11 protein-coding genes are annotated in these 15,571 nt (G+C 75.9%); 4 read left to right on the top strand and 7 right to left on the bottom strand.

Annotation, left to right across the window (positions count from 1 at the left end; all coding sequences use genetic code 11):
• Window positions 1-391: 391 nt before the first annotated feature.
• Together hpt and ACPFP2_RS12935 are read right to left on the bottom strand one after the other, a co-directional pair.
• A complete protein-coding gene (hpt, locus tag ACPFP2_RS12940) occupies window positions 392-967 on the bottom strand; it encodes a hypoxanthine phosphoribosyltransferase (RefSeq protein ID WP_088976453.1) in 576 nt (191 codons plus the stop codon).
• A 100-nt stretch (window positions 968-1,067) separates the two neighbouring features.
• Window positions 1,068-1,205 carry a hypothetical protein gene (locus ACPFP2_RS12935; RefSeq protein WP_424089264.1) on the bottom strand — a complete coding sequence of 46 codons (138 nt, stop codon included), beginning with the start codon at window positions 1,203-1,205 and terminating at the stop codon, window positions 1,068-1,070.
• A gap of 151 nt (window positions 1,206-1,356) precedes the next feature.
• Between ACPFP2_RS12935 and ACPFP2_RS12930 the strand changes: the two genes are divergently transcribed.
• A complete protein-coding gene (locus tag ACPFP2_RS12930) occupies window positions 1,357-2,319 on the top strand; it encodes a GlxA family transcriptional regulator (protein WP_424089262.1) in 963 nt (320 codons plus the stop codon).
• Between the two features lie 20 nt (window positions 2,320-2,339).
• Here the strand turns inward: ACPFP2_RS12930 and ACPFP2_RS12925 are convergent, their stop codons facing one another.
• The 4 genes from ACPFP2_RS12925 to dacB are packed head-to-tail and all read right to left on the bottom strand — an operon-like array spanning window position 2,340 to window position 7,660.
• Window positions 2,340-3,974, bottom strand: a complete 1,635-nt coding sequence (locus ACPFP2_RS12925; protein WP_424089260.1) for a gamma-glutamyltransferase family protein — start codon at window positions 3,972-3,974, stop codon at window positions 2,340-2,342.
• Between the two features lie 49 nt (window positions 3,975-4,023).
• Window positions 4,024-5,010, bottom strand: coding sequence for a tRNA lysidine(34) synthetase TilS (gene tilS / locus ACPFP2_RS12920; RefSeq protein ID WP_424089258.1), 987 nt, complete (start codon window positions 5,008-5,010; stop codon window positions 4,024-4,026).
• Window positions 5,011-5,020: 10 nt separating this feature from the next.
• The gene (locus tag ACPFP2_RS12915) at window positions 5,021-6,088 is read right to left on the bottom strand and encodes a zinc-dependent metalloprotease (RefSeq protein ID WP_424089257.1); all 1,068 of its coding nucleotides are present in this window, start codon (window positions 6,086-6,088) and stop codon (window positions 5,021-5,023) included.
• Between the two features lie 57 nt (window positions 6,089-6,145).
• Complete coding sequence (gene dacB, locus ACPFP2_RS12910) at window positions 6,146-7,660, bottom strand: D-alanyl-D-alanine carboxypeptidase/D-alanyl-D-alanine endopeptidase (protein WP_424089328.1); 1,515 nt, start codon at window positions 7,658-7,660, stop codon at window positions 6,146-6,148.
• A 468-nt stretch (window positions 7,661-8,128) separates the two neighbouring features.
• Here dacB and ACPFP2_RS12905 point away from each other — a divergent pair, with 468 nt between their 5' ends.
• Window positions 8,129-8,635, top strand: a complete 507-nt coding sequence (locus ACPFP2_RS12905; RefSeq protein WP_424089255.1) for an inorganic diphosphatase — start codon at window positions 8,129-8,131, stop codon at window positions 8,633-8,635.
• A 49-nt stretch (window positions 8,636-8,684) separates the two neighbouring features.
• Here ACPFP2_RS12905 and eccD read toward each other — a convergent pair whose 3' ends face one another.
• A complete protein-coding gene (eccD, locus tag ACPFP2_RS12900; RefSeq protein ID WP_424089253.1) occupies window positions 8,685-10,085 on the bottom strand; it encodes a type VII secretion integral membrane protein EccD in 1,401 nt (466 codons plus the stop codon).
• 100 nt (window positions 10,086-10,185) lie between these two features.
• Here eccD and eccCa point away from each other — a divergent pair, with 100 nt between their 5' ends.
• Both eccCa and mycP read left to right on the top strand, forming a co-directional pair.
• A complete protein-coding gene (gene eccCa / locus ACPFP2_RS12895; RefSeq protein WP_424089251.1) occupies window positions 10,186-14,142 on the top strand; it encodes a type VII secretion protein EccCa in 3,957 nt (1,318 codons plus the stop codon).
• A 75-nt stretch (window positions 14,143-14,217) separates the two neighbouring features.
• Window positions 14,218-15,564 (top strand): type VII secretion-associated serine protease mycosin, encoded by a 1,347-nt coding sequence (gene mycP, locus ACPFP2_RS12890; protein WP_424089250.1) that lies wholly within the window; start codon window positions 14,218-14,220, stop codon window positions 15,562-15,564.
• Window positions 15,565-15,571 lie beyond the last annotated feature (7 nt).

Genomic DNA, 15,571 nt, shown 5'->3' with positions numbered 1-15,571 from the left:
GAGACGCCCGCATCCTCCTGATCGACGTCCTGACCGTCTGAATGGTGTCGCCGCTGTCGGCGACGCCGGGCCGCCGTGCGGGCCGGCCTCGACCCCGAGGCACGAACTGCCGCGCCGCGGTCATTCGACGGTACACCGTTCGTGCCAGATGCGAGCTTGCGAGCCCAGCACTTACGCGGACGGCGAACCGAGGTTTCAGCCGGTGTGACGGAGAGTTCCGCAGCCGGCCGACCCGACCGCCCGGTCACGCGGGTCGAGGGGCCGGACGGAGTTGCCTCCACGCCACCGACACCTACCGTAGTCGGATTCGCTGAGAGCCCGCTGAACGTCCGCTCGATGGACACCGATACGAACGGTCGCCGGGCCGGCCGGAACCGGCCCGGCGGAGGGCTCAGGCCCGGGCGTACACCTCGGGCTTGAGCACGCCGACGTACGGCAGCTCGCGGTACCGCTCGCCGAAGTCGAGGCCGTAACCGACGACGAACTCGGTCGGGATGTCGAAGCCGACGTACTTCACCGGGACGGGGACCTTCACCGCGTCCGGCTTGCGGAACAGGGCGACCACCTCGACGCTGGCCGCCGAGCGGGACTCGAGGTAGCGCAGCAGCCAGGAGAGGGTCAGGCCGGAGTCGACGATGTCCTCCACCACGACCACGTGCCGGCCGGCGATGTCCCGGTCCAGGTCCTTGAGGATGCGGACCACGCCGGAGGAGGTGGTGCCCTGGCCGTACGAGGAGACGGCCATGAACTCCAGTTCGGCGGGCGGGCCGTGGCGGCCGAGCGCCCGGGCGAAGTCGGCCATGAACATCACCGCGCCCTTGAGCACGCAGACGAGCAGGAGCCCGTCCTCGACGCCGGCGTAGTCCGCCGAGACCTGCTTGGCCAGTTCCGCGGTCTTCTCGCGGATCTGCGCCTCAGAGATGATCACGTGATCGATGTCGGCGTCGTACCAGGAGCCGTCAGCCATGACTCCTAGCCTGCCGTACGCCGGTCGACCCCCGTCGGCGGGGCCGCCCCTTTTGGAGCGGTCCCGACGTGGATTTTCTCTGGCAAACCAGACGAACACCTCAGCAGGCACGGGAGCGCCGGCGGCGACCGCCGTCGGTGGGCTTCCAGTCGGCCGAGTCACGGCTGTCGGAGGTGAGGCCGGCCGCCGAGGCGACGGCCAGCACGACGAGGAACAGAAGCAGCAGCAGAAACTCCATGGCGGCGCTCGCTTTCGCGTTGGTTCGAGTGGTTTTCGCCGCCGGTGCGCACCGGACTGGACCCAGTCTCCAGCCGCCACCGAAACCCGGACAGTGGCAGGAACGCCATCACCCCTCGATTTCCTGCCACCCCTGCGGTTACCCTCGTCACATGCTCCGCACCGTCGCCGTCGTCGCCCTGGACGGGGTCGCCACCTTCGAACTCGGCGTGCTCGCCGAGGTCTTCGGCACCGACCGCACGGCCGACGGGTTCCCCGCCTACCGCTTCCGGGTGTGCAGCCCCGACGGCGTGCCGGTCCGCACCTCCTCCGGCTTCCACCTGACCCCGCACGCCGGCCTCGACGCCCTCGAGGACGCCGACCTGGTCGCCGTCCCCGCCCACCAGCACGGCACCACCGCCCCCGGATGCGTGCTCGACGCGCTGCGTCGGGCCGCCGAGCGGGGGGCGTACCTGTTCAGCGTCTGCTCGGGCGCCTTCCTGCTCGGCGAGGCCGGGCTGCTCGACGGCCGGGAGTGCACCACCCACTGGCGGTACGTCGACGAACTGCAACGCCGGCACCCGACCGCCCGGGTCCGGTGCAACTCGCTCTACGTCCAGGACGGCAGGCTGCTCACCAGCGCCGGCACCGCGGCCGGCATCGACGCCTGCCTGCACCTGGTCCGTCAGGAGCACGGCTCGGCCACGGCCACCCGGCTCGCCCGCCGGATGGTGGTCCCACCGCACCGCGACGGCGGACAGTCCCAGTACGTCGAGGCCCCCATCCCGAAGGCCCCCGAGGCGCCCACCCTGGAGCCCGTGCTGGAGTGGCTGATGGGACACCTGGACCGGCCGACCACGGTGGAGGAGCTGGCCACCCGGGCCGGCATGTCACCGCGTACCTTCGCCCGACGGTTCCGGGCCGAGACCGGCACCACCCCGCACGACTGGCTCACCAACCAGCGGGTGCTGCTGGCACGGCGGCTGCTGGAGGACACCGCGCTGACCGTGGAGGCGGTCGCCGACCGGGCCGGCTTCGGCGACGCCGCCACCCTGCGCCACCACTTCACCCGTCGGATCGGCACCACCCCGCACGCGTACCGCACCACGTTCCGGGACCGGGTCGCCGCCCACTGACGGGCATCCGACCCCGGGGGTCAGTACCCGACGGCGGCGCCGTCGACCCGGGACTCCGAGCCCACCACGTACCCGCCGGACGGCGACCGGAAGACCGCCTGCCCGTACCCGAAGGCGGCCCGCTCGGCGGTGACGGTGACCTCGTGCCCCCGGGCCCGCAGCCGGTCGACCAGGCCGGGCTCGGCCGCCAGCTCCGCCTCGACGAGCAGGGTCCGGCCGGTGTGCCAGTACCAGCGCGGGGCGTCCAGCGCGGCCTGCGGGTCCGCGCCGGCGTCGAGGGCGGCGGAGACGAGCTGCACGTGCCCCTGCGGCTGCATGTGCCCGCCCATCACCCCGAACGGTCCGACCGGCGCGCCGTCGCGGGTCAGGAAACCCGGGATGATCGTGTGGAACGGCCGCTTCGCCGGGCCGACCACGTTCGGGTGGTCGGGGTCGAGCCGGAAGCCCAGGCCCCGGTTCTGCAGCGCGAAGCCGTACCCGGGCAGCACCACGTGCGAGCCGAACGCCAGGTAGGTGGACTGGATGAGGCTGACCATCATCCCGCCCGCGTCGGCGGCGCAGAGGTAGACCGTGCCGCCGCGTTCCGGCTCCCCGGCCACCGGGTCGCCGGCGGCGTCGGTGACCAGCCGCCGCCGGGCGGCCGCGTACCCGGGGTCGAGCAGGGCGGCGGTCGGGGACGGCGCGCGGTCCGGGTCGGCCACGTGGGCGTGGGCGTCGGCGAAGCCCAGCTTCATCGCCTCGACCTGCCGGTGCACCCGCTCCTCGACGGTGCACCCGGCGAGGTCCGTGCCGTCGAGGATGCCCAACGCGAGCAGCGCGGCGATGCCCTGGCCGGGCGGCGGCAGCTCCCAGACCTCGTGGCCCCGGTACGGCACGCCGACCGGGTCGACCCAGGTCGAGGTGTGCCGGGCCAGGTCGTCGCCGGTGAGCAGGCCGCCGGTGCGCGCGGCGTGCGCGTCGAGTGCCGCCGCGATCCCGCCGGTGTAGAAGTCCGCCGCACCGGTCTCCGCGATCCGGCGCAGGGTCCGGGCGGCGTCGGGGTTGCGCCACCGCTCGCCGGGGCGGGGCGCCCGCCCACCGGCGGTGAACACCCGGCCGAACTCGGCGTACTCCTCGCCGTGCAGGTCGTCGTGCCCGGCCACGGCGCGGGCCCAGCTGGCGGCGGTGCCGGCGGAGACCGGGTGGCCGTGCTCGGCGTACCCGACCGCGTCGGTGAAGAGGTCGGCGAAGGGCAGCGAGCCGAACCGGTCGTGCAGGTCCCGCCAGCCGGCCGGCGCGCCGGGCACGGTGACCGGCAGCCAGCCCCGGGCCGGCATCGCCGGACCGTGCGCCTGCGCGCCACCGAGCGCCTCGGGCGGCCGCGCCGCCTGCCGCCCGGTCGCGGCGAGCACCACCTCCCGGGTCAGCCCGGCCGGTGACCGGCCGGCGGCGTCCAGGCCGTGCAGCCGCTCGCCGTCCCAGACGATGGCGAAGAGGTCACCGCCGATGTCGTTCGACGGCGGCTGGACCACGGTCAGGGTGATCGCGGTGGCCAGCGCCGCGTCGACGGCGTTGCCGCCGCGCCGCAGCACGGCCAGGCCCGCGGCCGCCGCGAGCGGCTGGCTGGTCGCGACGGCGCCGTTCGGGGCCAGCAGCGGCAGTCGGGGGTACGCCATCCGCCATGTCTACCGCCTGCGGCGGCTCCCGGCGAGAGGTCCGGGTGCTTCAGTCGACGCGGCGCAGCGCGCCGTCGCGGCGGGCCACCCGCAGCCCACCGGGCAGGGCGGTCGCGCCCTGCCCGTGCCAGTCGGTGACCAGCGCGTCGAGCGCGGCGACGTGCCGGTGCGAGAGCGCGGCGGGCGGCGCGCCCAACTCCCGCGCCCAGGCGTGCAGCACCCGGGTACGGACCGCCTCGGGCAGGTCGGCCAGGGCCGCCACGGCGAGCGCGTCCGCCCCGGCCCGCGCCTCGGCGAGCGCGACGCCGGCCAGGTCGTCCAGGGCGGCCGTGTCGGCGGCGACCAGTCGGGCGGTGCGGGCCAGGTTGTCCAGCACCCCCGCGCCGAGCGCCTCGACCAGCACCGGCAGCACGTCGGCCCGGACCCGGGCCCGGGCGTACGACGGGTCGGCGTTGTGCGGGTCCTCCCACGCGGTGAGCCCGAGCGCGGCGCACGCCTTGCGGGTCTGCTCCCGGGTGACGTCGAGCAGCGGGCGCAGCAGCGGCACCCCGGCCACCTCCCGGCGCGGCGGCATCCCGGCCAGCCCGCGCGGCCCCGCGCCCCGGGCCAGCGCGAGCAGCACCGTCTCGGCCTGGTCGTCGCGGGTGTGCCCGACCAGCAGCGCGGCGGCCCGGTGCCGCCGGGCGGCGTCCGCCAACGCCTGGTACCGCGCGTCGCGGGCGGCCGCCTCGGGGCCGCCGGGCCGCCCGGCCACGGTCACCGGGACCGCCTCCACCGGGTCGAGCCCCGCCTCGACGCCCCACCGGGCCACGTCGGCGGCGCGCCCGGCGGAACCCGCCTGCAACCCGTGGTCGACGGTGACGAGCCCGGCGCGACGACCCAGCCGGGGCGCGACGAAAGCGGTGGCGGCGGCGAGGGCGAGCGAGTCGGCCCCGCCCGAGCAGGCCACCAGGACCGGCCCGTCGCCGGGCAGCCCGGTCAGCGCGCGGCGGACCGCGAGCCGGGTCGCGGCGACCGGCGGGGCGAGCGCGGCCACGGCCGTCCGCTCAGCCGGCGGTGGGGGTGGCGCCGGCCGGCCCGTGCACCCGGGTCACCCAGGCATCCGGGTCGCCCAGCTCGTCCAGCCGGGGCAGGGTCAGCGGAGAGCCGAAGATCTTGTTGAAGCCGTCCATGCCGACCCGGTCGACGACGCCGTGCACGAACGTGCGGCCCTCGGCGTACTGGCGCATCTTGACGTCCACGCCGAGCAGCCGGCGGATCGCCTTCTCCAGCGGGTTGCCGGACTCGCGACGGCGGTTGAACGCCGCCCGGATCCGCTCCACGCTCGGGATGACCTGCGGGCCGACACCGTCCATCACGAACTCGGCGTGCCCCTCCAGCAGTGTCATCAGGGCGGTGAGCCGGTCCAGCACGGCCCGCTGCGCGGGGGTCTGCACGATGTCGAGGACGCTGGTGCGGCTCTCCGGGTCCTTGACCGCGTCGGAGAGCGTGGACACGCCCCGGCGCAGCCGCTCCAGCAGGTGCTCGCTGCCCTGCGAGGCGTCCACGAACGCCTGCACCTCGCCGAGGAAGTACGCCCGCATCCAGGGCACCGCGGTGAACTGGGTGCGGTGGGTGACCTCGTGCAGGCAGACCCAGAGCCGGAAGTCGCGCGGGTCGGCCTCCAGCTTCCGCTCCACCTCGACGATGTTCGGCGCGACCAGCAGCAGCTGACCGGGATCGGCGGAGAAGACCTCGTACTGGCCGAGGACCCGGCCGGAGAGGTACGCCAGCACGGTGCCGGCCTGCACGCCGGTCACCCGGGAGCCGACCGCCTCGGTGAGCGGGCCGGGACGTTTGTCACCGGAGAGCCGGCTGACCAGCGGGGTGATCACCTCGCGCAGGCCGGCGATGTTGGTGGCGGCCCAGTCCCGCCGGTCGACCACCCGCACCGGCGGGTGCGACACCTGCGAGCGCAGCCCGGTGTAGTCGGCGACGTGCCCGGCCGCCTCGTCGGTGAGCCGCCGCAGCTCGCCGACCGCCTCGGCGGCCTCCGCGTACGACACACGCGGGCCCGACTTGCCCAGCGCCCCCGCGGTCGCGGCGGCCAGATCCCAGTCCACGAACTGCGCCATGCACCCACCGTACCCGCGTCGGAACACCCCAACCGGGCGCGCGACGGCAGGGCCGGATCAGCGGCAGCCGCAGGCGGCCAGCGCGCCGGTGATCCGGTCGAGGGCCTGCCGGGTGACGTCGGGGTCGCCGGCCGGGGCCCGGTCGGTGAGCACGGCGAAGGTGAGCAGCCGACCGTCGGCGGTGGTGACCAGCCCGGCGATGGCGTGCACCCCGGTCAGCGTGCCGGTCTTGGCCCGCACCGCCCCGGCGCCGGCCTTCGTGGCGGCGGCCCGGTACCGGTCGCCGAGGGTGCCGGACCAGGCGCCGACGGGCAGGCCGCCGAAGATGCCGCCCAGCTCGGGGTGGTCGCCCTTGCCGGCGAGCGCGATCAGGTCGGTCAGCAGGGACGGGCTGATCCGGTTGTTGCGGGACAGCCCGCTGGCGTCGGAGAGGGTGATCTCGTCGGCGGGCAGCCCCAGCTCGGCGAGGACCGCGTCCATCGCCGCCGCCCCACCGCTGAACGAGGCGGGCTGGTTGCGGGCCAGCGCCACCTGCCGGGCCAGCGCCTCGGCGACCACGTTGTCGGAGTCGCTGATCATGATGTCGACCAGCCGGATCATCGGCAGCGACTCGACCTTGCCCAACTCGGTGCCGGGCGCCGGGGCGGCGCCGGTCGAGGCGGACGCTCCGGCCGGGGCCTTGCCCTTCCTCACCTGGGCGTCCGCGCCCAGCCCGAGCAGGCGGGCGAAGGCGCGGCCGGCGGCCAGGTCGGGCTGCGGGTCGCGCTGCGCCGCGCCGTGGGTGTCGTCGAAGGTCCGCCGGGCGGTCTCCGGGTCGGTCCGCGCGCCGTCGGTCATCAACGCGGTGATCGCCGCGCCGTACCCGCCGGTGGGGATGTCGTCGTCCCAGCCGGGGGCGTGCACCGGGCCGGGGAAGAGGGTGGAATCGACGGTCACCCTGGTCGGGGCGGTGCCGCCGAGCGCCTCCTTCACCTGCTTCGCGAGGGTGTCGAGGCGGGCCGCCCCGGGATAGAAGCCCTTGCCGTCGACCGCCAGCGTCGGGTCGCCACCGCCGACGAGGACCACCTCGCCGGGGTCGGCGCCGGCCACCACGCGGGTGGGGATCCGGTGGCCGGGGCCGCGGGCCTCCAGCACGGTCACCCCGGTGGCCAGCTTGGTCACCGAGGCGGGCACGGTGCCGTCGTCGCCGCCCCGGGTGAAGAGCGACTGTCCCGTCGTCACGTCGGCCACCGACACGTTGACCCGGCTGCCCAGTGCCGGCTGGCCGAGCAGCGGGTCGAGCGCGGCGCGTACCCCGTCGGGGGTGGGCTGCGGGGCGCCCGCGTCCGGGCCGGCGAGCACCGGCGCCGGGTCGGGCTCGGGCGCGCGGGCGGTGGCCGGCGCATCGGCCTCGTCGCCCAGCCAGCCGGCGACCGGGCCGGGCCGGACCAGCACGGCGAACCCGGCCAGCGCGAGCAGCAGCACGGTGACGAGCGCGGCGACCGGCAGCAGCCGGCGTCTGCGGCGCGGCGCGGTGGCCGGGGGCGGCGGGTTGGCCCCGGCCGGCGGCGGGGAGACCGGGACGGAGCCCACGGCCGGGGAGACCGGCACCGGCCCGGTCGCGGGGGACACCGGCGCCGAGCCGTACCCCTGGGGGTCGGCGGGCACCCGGGCGGAGCCGGCGGCCGGCGGCGGCCCGGACGGGACCCGGGCCGACCCGGCGGCGGGCCGGTTCAGGTCGGGGACCTGCGGAGGCCGGCCGGAGCCGGGACCGGACGGGGGCGCAGACCGGTCGGACGGGTGGACACCGGGCACCCGGACGCGGCCGCTGGCACCCCCGGAACCGGATCCGCCGGATCCGCGTCCGTCAACCCCATCCGGGCGGTAGTGTGAATCTTCCCTCCCCACGACCCCCTCCTTCCGCGTGCGGAACCAGCCTGGGCGACACTACTTCGGTCCGAAGACTATGCGGCGTCCGGAGCCGGCGGGTGGCCATTCACCCGTACCGGGGGCGTCAGTGGTTCCGTTCAGCCAGCGTGGGCAGACGAGGGAGCGTGGAAGATGGATTTCGACGTCACGGTTGAGATCCCGAAGGGTCACCGCAACAAGTACGAGGTGGACCACGTGACCGGCCGGATCCGGCTGGACCGCACCCTCTTCACGTCGACCCAGTACCCGGCCGACTACGGCTTCATCGAGGGCACCCTGGGCGAGGACGGCGACCCGCTGGACGCCCTGGTGCTCGTCCCCGAGCCGACCTTCCCGGGCTGCCTGATCCGCTGCCGCACCATCGGCATGTTCCGGATGACCGACGAGAAGGGCGGGGACGACAAGGTCCTCTGCGTGCCCTACGAGGACCCGCGTCAGGAGCACCTGCGCGACATCCACCACCTGGGCGAGTTCGACCGGCTGGAGATCCAGCACTTCTTCGAGGTCTACAAGGACCTGGAGCCGGGCAAGTCGGTCGAGGGCGCGACCTGGGTCGGCCGGGTCGAGGCCGAGGCCGAGGTCCGCGCGTCGTACCAGCGCGCCAGGGACGCCGAGGCGCAGGGCGACTCCGCGCACTGATCAACATCTCGACGAAGGCCCGGACCGCTGGTCCGGGCCTTCGTACTGCTCAGCCCAGCAGGCCGCGCGCGGCGTCGTAGAGGTCCAGCACCGCGCAGGCCACCGGCACCACCGCCACCACCAGCGCCGTGTCGGTCAGGTCGGCCACCCGACCGAGGTACGGCGAGACCGGCCGCCGGGCGTACGTCGTGCCCGCCGCCACGGCGGTGAGCGCGACCAGCAGCCCGCCCACCGCCAGCGCGAGCAGGCCGGCGTCACCGGCGCCGGTGGCGAGCAGCACGCCGAGCACCCCGAACCCGGCCAGTCCGGCCAGCACCGGCGGCACCCGGTGGCGCACCGCCACGAAGAGCCGGGTACGCAGCAGCAGCACCGCGGCGCAGACCGCCACCAGCAGCCGCCCGGCCACGCCCCCGGTCGCCCCGAGCACGTACGCGGCGACGACCGCCAGCACGGCGTGCCCGGTGAGCATCCCGGTCAGCATCTCCTCGGTCCGGGCCACCGCCGCGTGCACCCGGGCCCGGTCCGGCAGGTCCCGCACGCCGTCCGAGCCGCCGGCCGGCCCGCTCGGCAGGGTGATCGGCGGCAGCGGCATCTTGCCCAACCGGATGGCCAGCAGCGGCAGCGCGCCGACGGCGAAGACCAGCACGCAGACCAGCACGGCGGCGGTGCCGGCCGGGTCGAGCAGCAGCCCGCCCAGGGCGGCCGGCGCGCCGGCCACGCCGACGGTCGCGCCGGCCACGAAGATCCGCAGCCGGGTGGCGACACCGAGCAGGCCGAGCACGGCGACCAGCAGCAGCGCCACCGAGCCGGCCAGCAGTTCCGGAGCGCCCAGCCAGGGCAGCGGGCGGAACACCCCGACCGGGTCACCCGAGGCGACCGCGAGGGCGCCGGCGGCGAAGGCGTACGGCAGCGCGTACCCGGCGAGGGTGGCGCCGGTCGTGCCGTCCCCGTACGCCCGGGAGGCGACCGCGCCGGCGACGCTGAGCAGCAGCGCCACGGCGACCGCGACGGGCCAGCCGGCGCCGTGCCGCGGCCCGCCGGCCAGGACGGCGACCAGCCCGACGGCGAGCGGCACCCCCGCCCCGGCGAGCGTGGCGGCCCGGGTGGCCGCCGGCGACCAGGCGCTGCCCCGGCGGCGGGCCCCGTCGGCGATCGCCTCGACCACGTCGTCGTACTCCAGTTCCGGCCACTGGTCGTGGGCCGGCACGAGGTGCAGGACCTCGCCGTCGCGCACCCCTTGGGGCAGCAGCGCCTGCGCGGTGGCCAGGACCGCGCCGTCGGTACGCCGCAGCACCCAGCCGCCGTGCCGCTCGCCGTCGTCGGCCAGCCCCTCGCCGGCGTGCCGCAGCACCTCGGGCAGCAGCTCGGCCAGCGGAACCTGCTCCGGCAGGGCCACGTCGACGCGCCGCCCGGGGGCGCTGATGGTGACCCTGGCCAGCCCGGTGGTCATCGACTGATCTCCATATCGATCGGGAGCGGTGGCTGACGGACGACAGGACTTTACCTACCATGAGCCAGGCTCGGGTTACCGAGCGCCACAGGGAGGCCCCGTGTCCACTGTCGTCATCAAGCGGCCGCCGCGCCGTCCGGCCCCGGAGATCCCGGTCGGTGAGCTGCCCGTCGAGGCGCCCCCGGAGATCCCGGCGGTGACCGGTGGCCGCTGGCAGCAGGCGCTGATGGTGCTGCCGATGCTGGGCGGCACGGTGGCGATGGCCATGATGTTCGGCCGGGGCGGCGGCGCCTACTCGTACGTGGTGGGCGGGCTGTTCGGGATCTCCAGCCTGGCGATGCTGGTGACCTCCTGGGGCAGCGCCTCGGGCACCCCGAAGAAGTCCGAGATGATGGCGGCCCGCCGCGAGTACCTGCGGCACCTCACCGCGCTGCGCCGCCGGGTCCGGCAGACCGCCGGGCAGCAGCGGGCCGGCCTCTACTACCGGCATCCCGACCCCGGCCGGCTCTGGTCGACCGTGGACAGCCACCGGGTCTGGGAACGCCGACCCGCCGACCCGGACTTCGCCGTGGTGCGGGTCGCCGTCGGGCCGCAGACCCTGGCCACTCCCCTGGTGCCCCCGGTCACCCGGCCGCTGGAGGAGCTGGAGCCGATGACCGCCGGGTCGCTGCGGCGCTTCCTCGACGCGTACTCGGTGGTGCCGGACCTGCCGGTGGCGCTCTCGCTGCGCAGCTTCGCCCGGGTCCACGTCAAGGGTGAGCCGGGCGGCGGCTCACCGCCCACCGGCTCCCCCGCCGCGCAGGCGCTGGCCCGGGCCATGCTCACCCAGCTCGCCGTCTTCCACGCCCCGGACGAACTGCTCATCGCCGTCTGCGCCGGGCCCGAACGGCGCGCGCTCTGGGAGTGGGTGAAGTGGCTGCCGCACGCCCACCACCCCGGCCGCACCGACGCCCTCGGACCGGTGCGCCTGGTCACCACCTCCGCCGCCGAACTGGAACGGCTCCTCGACGACGTGCTGGGCAGCCGGTCCCGGTTCAGCCCGGCCGGCCCGGCCACCGACGGCCCGCACGTGGTGGTGCTCCTCGACGGCGGCGACCTGACCGGGGCCACCGACCTGACCGGCGACGGCGGCATCGACGCGGTCACCGTGATCGACCTGGACACCCCGCCGCCCCGCCTGCTCGACCGGTACGCCCTCCTGCTGGAGCTGCGCGGCGACCGGCTGCACTCCTGGTCCGCCGAGGGGCACGCGGAGGTGGGCACCGCCGACCGGCTGGAGCCGGCCGACGCCGAGGCGGTGGCCCGCCGGCTCGCCCCGCTGCGGCTCGCCACGGCCGTACGGGGTGGGGAGGCCGCGCCCGGAGCCGAACCGGGCCTGCCCGAGCTGCTCGGCATCGGTGACCCGGAGGGCTTCACCGCCGAGCAGGGCTGGGCGCCCCGCTCGCCCCGGGAGCGGCTCCGGGTGCCGATCGGGGTGGGCGCCGACGGCGGCGCGATCGACCTGGACCTCAAGGAGTCGGCGCAGGACGGCATGGGCCCGCACGGGCTGCTGATCGGCGCGACCGGCTCCGGCAAGTCGGAGCTGCTGCGCACCCTCGTGCTGGGGCTGGCCGCCACGCACAGCTCGGAGCAGCTCAACTTCGTGCTGGTCGACTTCAAGGGCGGCGCCACCTTCGCCTCCTTCGACCGGCTGCCGCACACCGCCGCCGTGATCACCAACCTGGCCGACGCGCTGCCGCTGGTCGACCGGATGGTCGACGCCATCAACGGCGAGCTGATGCGCCGGCAGGAGCTGCTGCGCCGGGCCGGCAACTTCGCCAGCCTGCGCGACTACGAGCGGGCCCGGGCCGCCGGCACCCCGCTCGCCCCACTGCCGTCACTGCTGCTGATCTGTGACGAGTTCTCCGAGCTGCTGTCGGCCAAGCCGGACTTCATCGACCTGTTCGTCCAGATCGGACGGCTGGGCCGGTCCCTCGGCGTGCACCTGCTGCTCGCCAGCCAGCGCCTGGAGGAGGGGCGGCTGCGGGGGCTGGACACCCACCTGTCGTACCGGATCGGGTTACGGACCTTCTCGGCGCTGGAGTCCCGGACGGTGCTCGGCGTGCCCGACGCGCACGAGCTGCCCCGCTCCCCCGGGCACGGCTACCTGCGCGCCGGCACCGACCCGCTGGTCCGGTTCCGGGCCGCGTACGTCTCCGGGCCGGTACGCCGCCGTGGCGGCGCGGGCGGTGGCGGCGCGGGTGGCACGCCCCGGCTGCTGACCTTCTCCACCCACCTGGTGCCGGTGCCCGAGCCGGCCACCCCGGCGGCGCTGACCGCCGTCGAGGAGGAGGCCGGAAGCCTGCTCGACGTGCTGGTCGGCCGGCTGGCCGGGCAGGGCCCACCGGCGCACCAGGTCTGGTTGCCGCCGCTGGACCGGGCCCCCACGCTCGACGAGCTGCTCGGCCCGGCGGGCGTCGACCCGCAGCGCGGCCTCACCGTCGCCAACCCGGAGCTGCACGGCGCGCTCCAGGTGCCGGTGGCGCTCGTGGACAAGCCCTTCGAGCAGCGCCGCGACCTGCTCTGGCTGGCGCTGGACGGCGCCGCCGGGCACGTCGCCGTGGTCGGCGCGCCGCAGAGCGGCAAGTCGCACGCGCTGCGGACCCTGGTGTGCGCGCTGGCGCTGACCCACACCCCGGCCGAGGCGCAGGTCTACTGCCTGGACTTCGGCGGCGGCGGGCTGGCCGCCCTGCGCGACCTGCCGCACGTCGGCGGGGTGGCCGGACGCGCCGACCCCACGGTGGTCCGCCGGACGATCGGTGAGATCGCTACCCTGCTCGCCGAGCGGGAACGCCGCTTCGCCGAGCTGGGTGTGGAGTCCATGGCGGCCTGGCGGCAGCGCCGGTCCGCGCTCGCCGCGGCCGGCCAGCCCACCGTCGACCCGTTCGGCGACGTCTTCCTCGTCGTGGACGGCTGGGCCACCCTGCGCGGCGAGTACGACGACCTCGAACCCCTGATCACCGACCTGGCCACCCGGGGCCTGTCGTACGGGGTGCACGTGGTGGCGAGCGCGGTGCGCTGGATGGACTTCCGGCCGGCCATCCGGGATCTGTTCGGCTCCCGGTTGGAGCTGCGCCTCGGCGACCCGTCCGACTCGGTGGTGAAGCGGGTCGCCGCGGCGAGCGTGCCGGAGAAGACCCCCGGTCGGGGCGTCACCACGCAGGGCCTGCACTTCCTCACGGCGCTGCCGCAGCTGGCCGGCGCGGAGACGGCCGAGCTGGTGAAGTCCGTCGCCGGCGCCTGGTCCGGCCTGCCCGCCCCCCGGGTGCGCCTGCTCCCGCCGGTGCTGCCGTACGCCGAGCTGGACACCGGCGCGACCACCGGCCTGGCCTTCCCGATCGGAGTGGCCGAGGCCGACCTGCGCCCGGTGGCGCTGGACTTCGCCACCGAACCGCACTTCGTGGTCTTCGGCGACGCCGAGTGCGGCAAGTCGTCGTTCCTCCGCGCGCTGGCCACCTCGATCGTCGGCCGGTTCGCCCCGGAGCAGGCCCGGATCATCGTGGTCGACTACCGGCGCAGTCTGCTCGGCCTCAAGGAGCTGCCGCACGTGATCGGGTACGGCAGTGCGGCGCCGTACACCGGCGAGTTGATCGAGTCGGTGGCCGGCTACATGCAGGCCCGGATACCGGGGCCGGAGGTTACCCCGGCCCAGTTGCGGGAGCGGTCCTGGTGGTCCGGGCCGGAGTTGTTCGTGCTGGTCGACGACTACGACCTGGTGGCGAACGGTCCGGCGAACCCGCTGCGGGGGCTGGAGGAGTACCTGCCGCAGGCCCGCGACATCGGGCTGCACCTGGTGCTGGCCCGCCGGTCCGGCGGCGCGGCCCGGGCCCAGTACGAGCCGGTCGTGCAGCGGCTGCGGGAACTCTCCACCGCCGGCCTGGTGATGAGTGGCAGCCCGGACGAGGGGCAGCTGGTCGGGCCGGTGCGGCCGGGGCCGCTGCCCCCGGGGCGCGGCCGGCTGGTGACCCGGCGGGAGGGCGTACGGCTGGTCCAGCTGGCCCACCTGCCACCGGTGTGAGTGGCCCGGCGCGGAACGTGCCGTGGCAGGCGGTGGAACCGGTAATCTCCCACCAGCATGTGTCCGTCGCGATGAATGGTTGAGGATGTGACCAGGGTTCGGCACGGCTCCCCGAGCACGCTCCACCGGTTCGCCGGCCGCGCGCTGCTCGGTGCGGCGGCGACCGCGGCGACGGTCGTCGGCGTGCTTCCGCCCCCGGCGTCGGCCGCCGCGCCCCCGCCGGTCACTGCCGCCGCGCCACTGGCCGAGCCGGACTTCGTCCCGGTGGAGACCACGACCCGGGCCGACCGGATCCGCGACGATCAGTGGCAGCTCGACGAGTTGCGGGCCGCGACCGCCTGGCAGACCTCCACCGGGCGGGGCGTCACCGTCGCGGTGATCGACTCCGGGGTGGACCCGTCCCACCCGGACCTGGCCGGCCAGGTGCTGCCCGGCCTCGACCTGGTCTCCCCCGGCGGGGCGGCCGAGCCGGACCCGGTGGGGCACGGCACCACGGTGGCCAGCCTTGTCGCCGGGCGCAACGACGACCGCAAGGGCGTGGTCGGGCTCGCCCCGGACGCGCGCATCCTGCCGGTGCGGGTGCTCGACGACGAGAACCGCTACGACGACGCGATGATCGTCGCCAAGGGGGTGCGCTGGGCCGTCGACCACGGCGCCCGGGTGATCAACCTGTCCCTCGGCGGCAGCGGGGACAGCCCGGCGCTGGCCGCCGCGCTGGACTACGCCTTCGCCCGGGACGTGGTGGTGGTCGCCTGCACCGGCAACGTCGCCACCTCGACCAGCCCCAAGGTCTGGTACCCGGCCCGCGAGCCCGGGGTGATCGCCGTGGCCGGTCTGGAGGGCTCCAGCGAGAACCTCTGGTCCGGCTCGATCACCGGGCACGCCACCACCCTCACCGCGCCGGCCACCCGGCTCGTCGGCGCCCGCCCGCCGAACAGCTACTGGGGGGTCCAGGGCACCAGCTTCGCCGCCCCGCTGGTCGCGGCCACCGCCGCGCTGGTGCGCGCCCGGTACCCGGAGATGTCCGCCGGGGACGTGGTCAACCGGCTGCTGGCCACCGCGAAGGACATCGGCCCGGTCGGCCGCGACGACCGCTTCGGGCACGGCCTCGTCGACCCGGTGGCGGCGCTGACCGCGGACGTGCCGCTGGTGCACCGCAACCCGCTCGACGACAACGAGGCTCCCGGCGTGGTCGGGTTCGGTCCGGCGCCCGGCGCCGCGGACGACGCGCGGGCCGGCGGCACCGGCAGCGACCCGCTCGGCTTCACCCCGCCCCGCCAGCAGACCCGCTGGCAGGCCCAGCCGGCCGGCACCACGGACGACACCGCGCCACGCCGGCTCTGGACCGGGGTGGCCATCCTGGTCGCCCTGGTCACCGGGGCGGCGCTGACCGTCCGCCGGTTCCGGCAGTACAGTCGCTGACCCGGTC

This window comes from Micromonospora citrea (assembly GCF_049629545.1).
GTDB classification, from domain to species: Bacteria; Actinomycetota; Actinomycetes; order Mycobacteriales; family Micromonosporaceae; genus Micromonospora; species Micromonospora citrea_A.
This window is presented reverse-complemented; position numbering and strand designations above follow the sequence as displayed.

What these genes read in the sequence shown, in the direction of transcription:
- hpt (WP_088976453.1), bottom strand. Translation starts at nt 967, where the DNA reads ATGGCTGACGGCTCCTGGTACGACGCCGACATCGATCACGTGATCATC.
- ACPFP2_RS12935 (WP_424089264.1), bottom strand. Translation starts at nt 1,205, where the DNA reads ATGGAGTTTCTGCTGCTGCTTCTGTTCCTCGTCGTGCTGGCCGTCGCC.
- ACPFP2_RS12930 (WP_424089262.1), top strand. Translation starts at nt 1,357, where the DNA reads ATGCTCCGCACCGTCGCCGTCGTCGCCCTGGACGGGGTCGCCACCTTC.
- ACPFP2_RS12925 (WP_424089260.1), bottom strand. Translation starts at nt 3,974, where the DNA reads ATGGCGTACCCCCGACTGCCGCTGCTGGCCCCGAACGGCGCCGTCGCG.
- ACPFP2_RS12915 (WP_424089257.1), bottom strand. Translation starts at nt 6,088, where the DNA reads ATGGCGCAGTTCGTGGACTGGGATCTGGCCGCCGCGACCGCGGGGGCG.
- ACPFP2_RS12905 (WP_424089255.1), top strand. Translation starts at nt 8,129, where the DNA reads ATGGATTTCGACGTCACGGTTGAGATCCCGAAGGGTCACCGCAACAAG.
- eccD (WP_424089253.1), bottom strand. Translation starts at nt 10,085, where the DNA reads ATGACCACCGGGCTGGCCAGGGTCACCATCAGCGCCCCCGGGCGGCGC.
- mycP (WP_424089250.1), top strand. Translation starts at nt 14,218, where the DNA reads ATGGTTGAGGATGTGACCAGGGTTCGGCACGGCTCCCCGAGCACGCTC.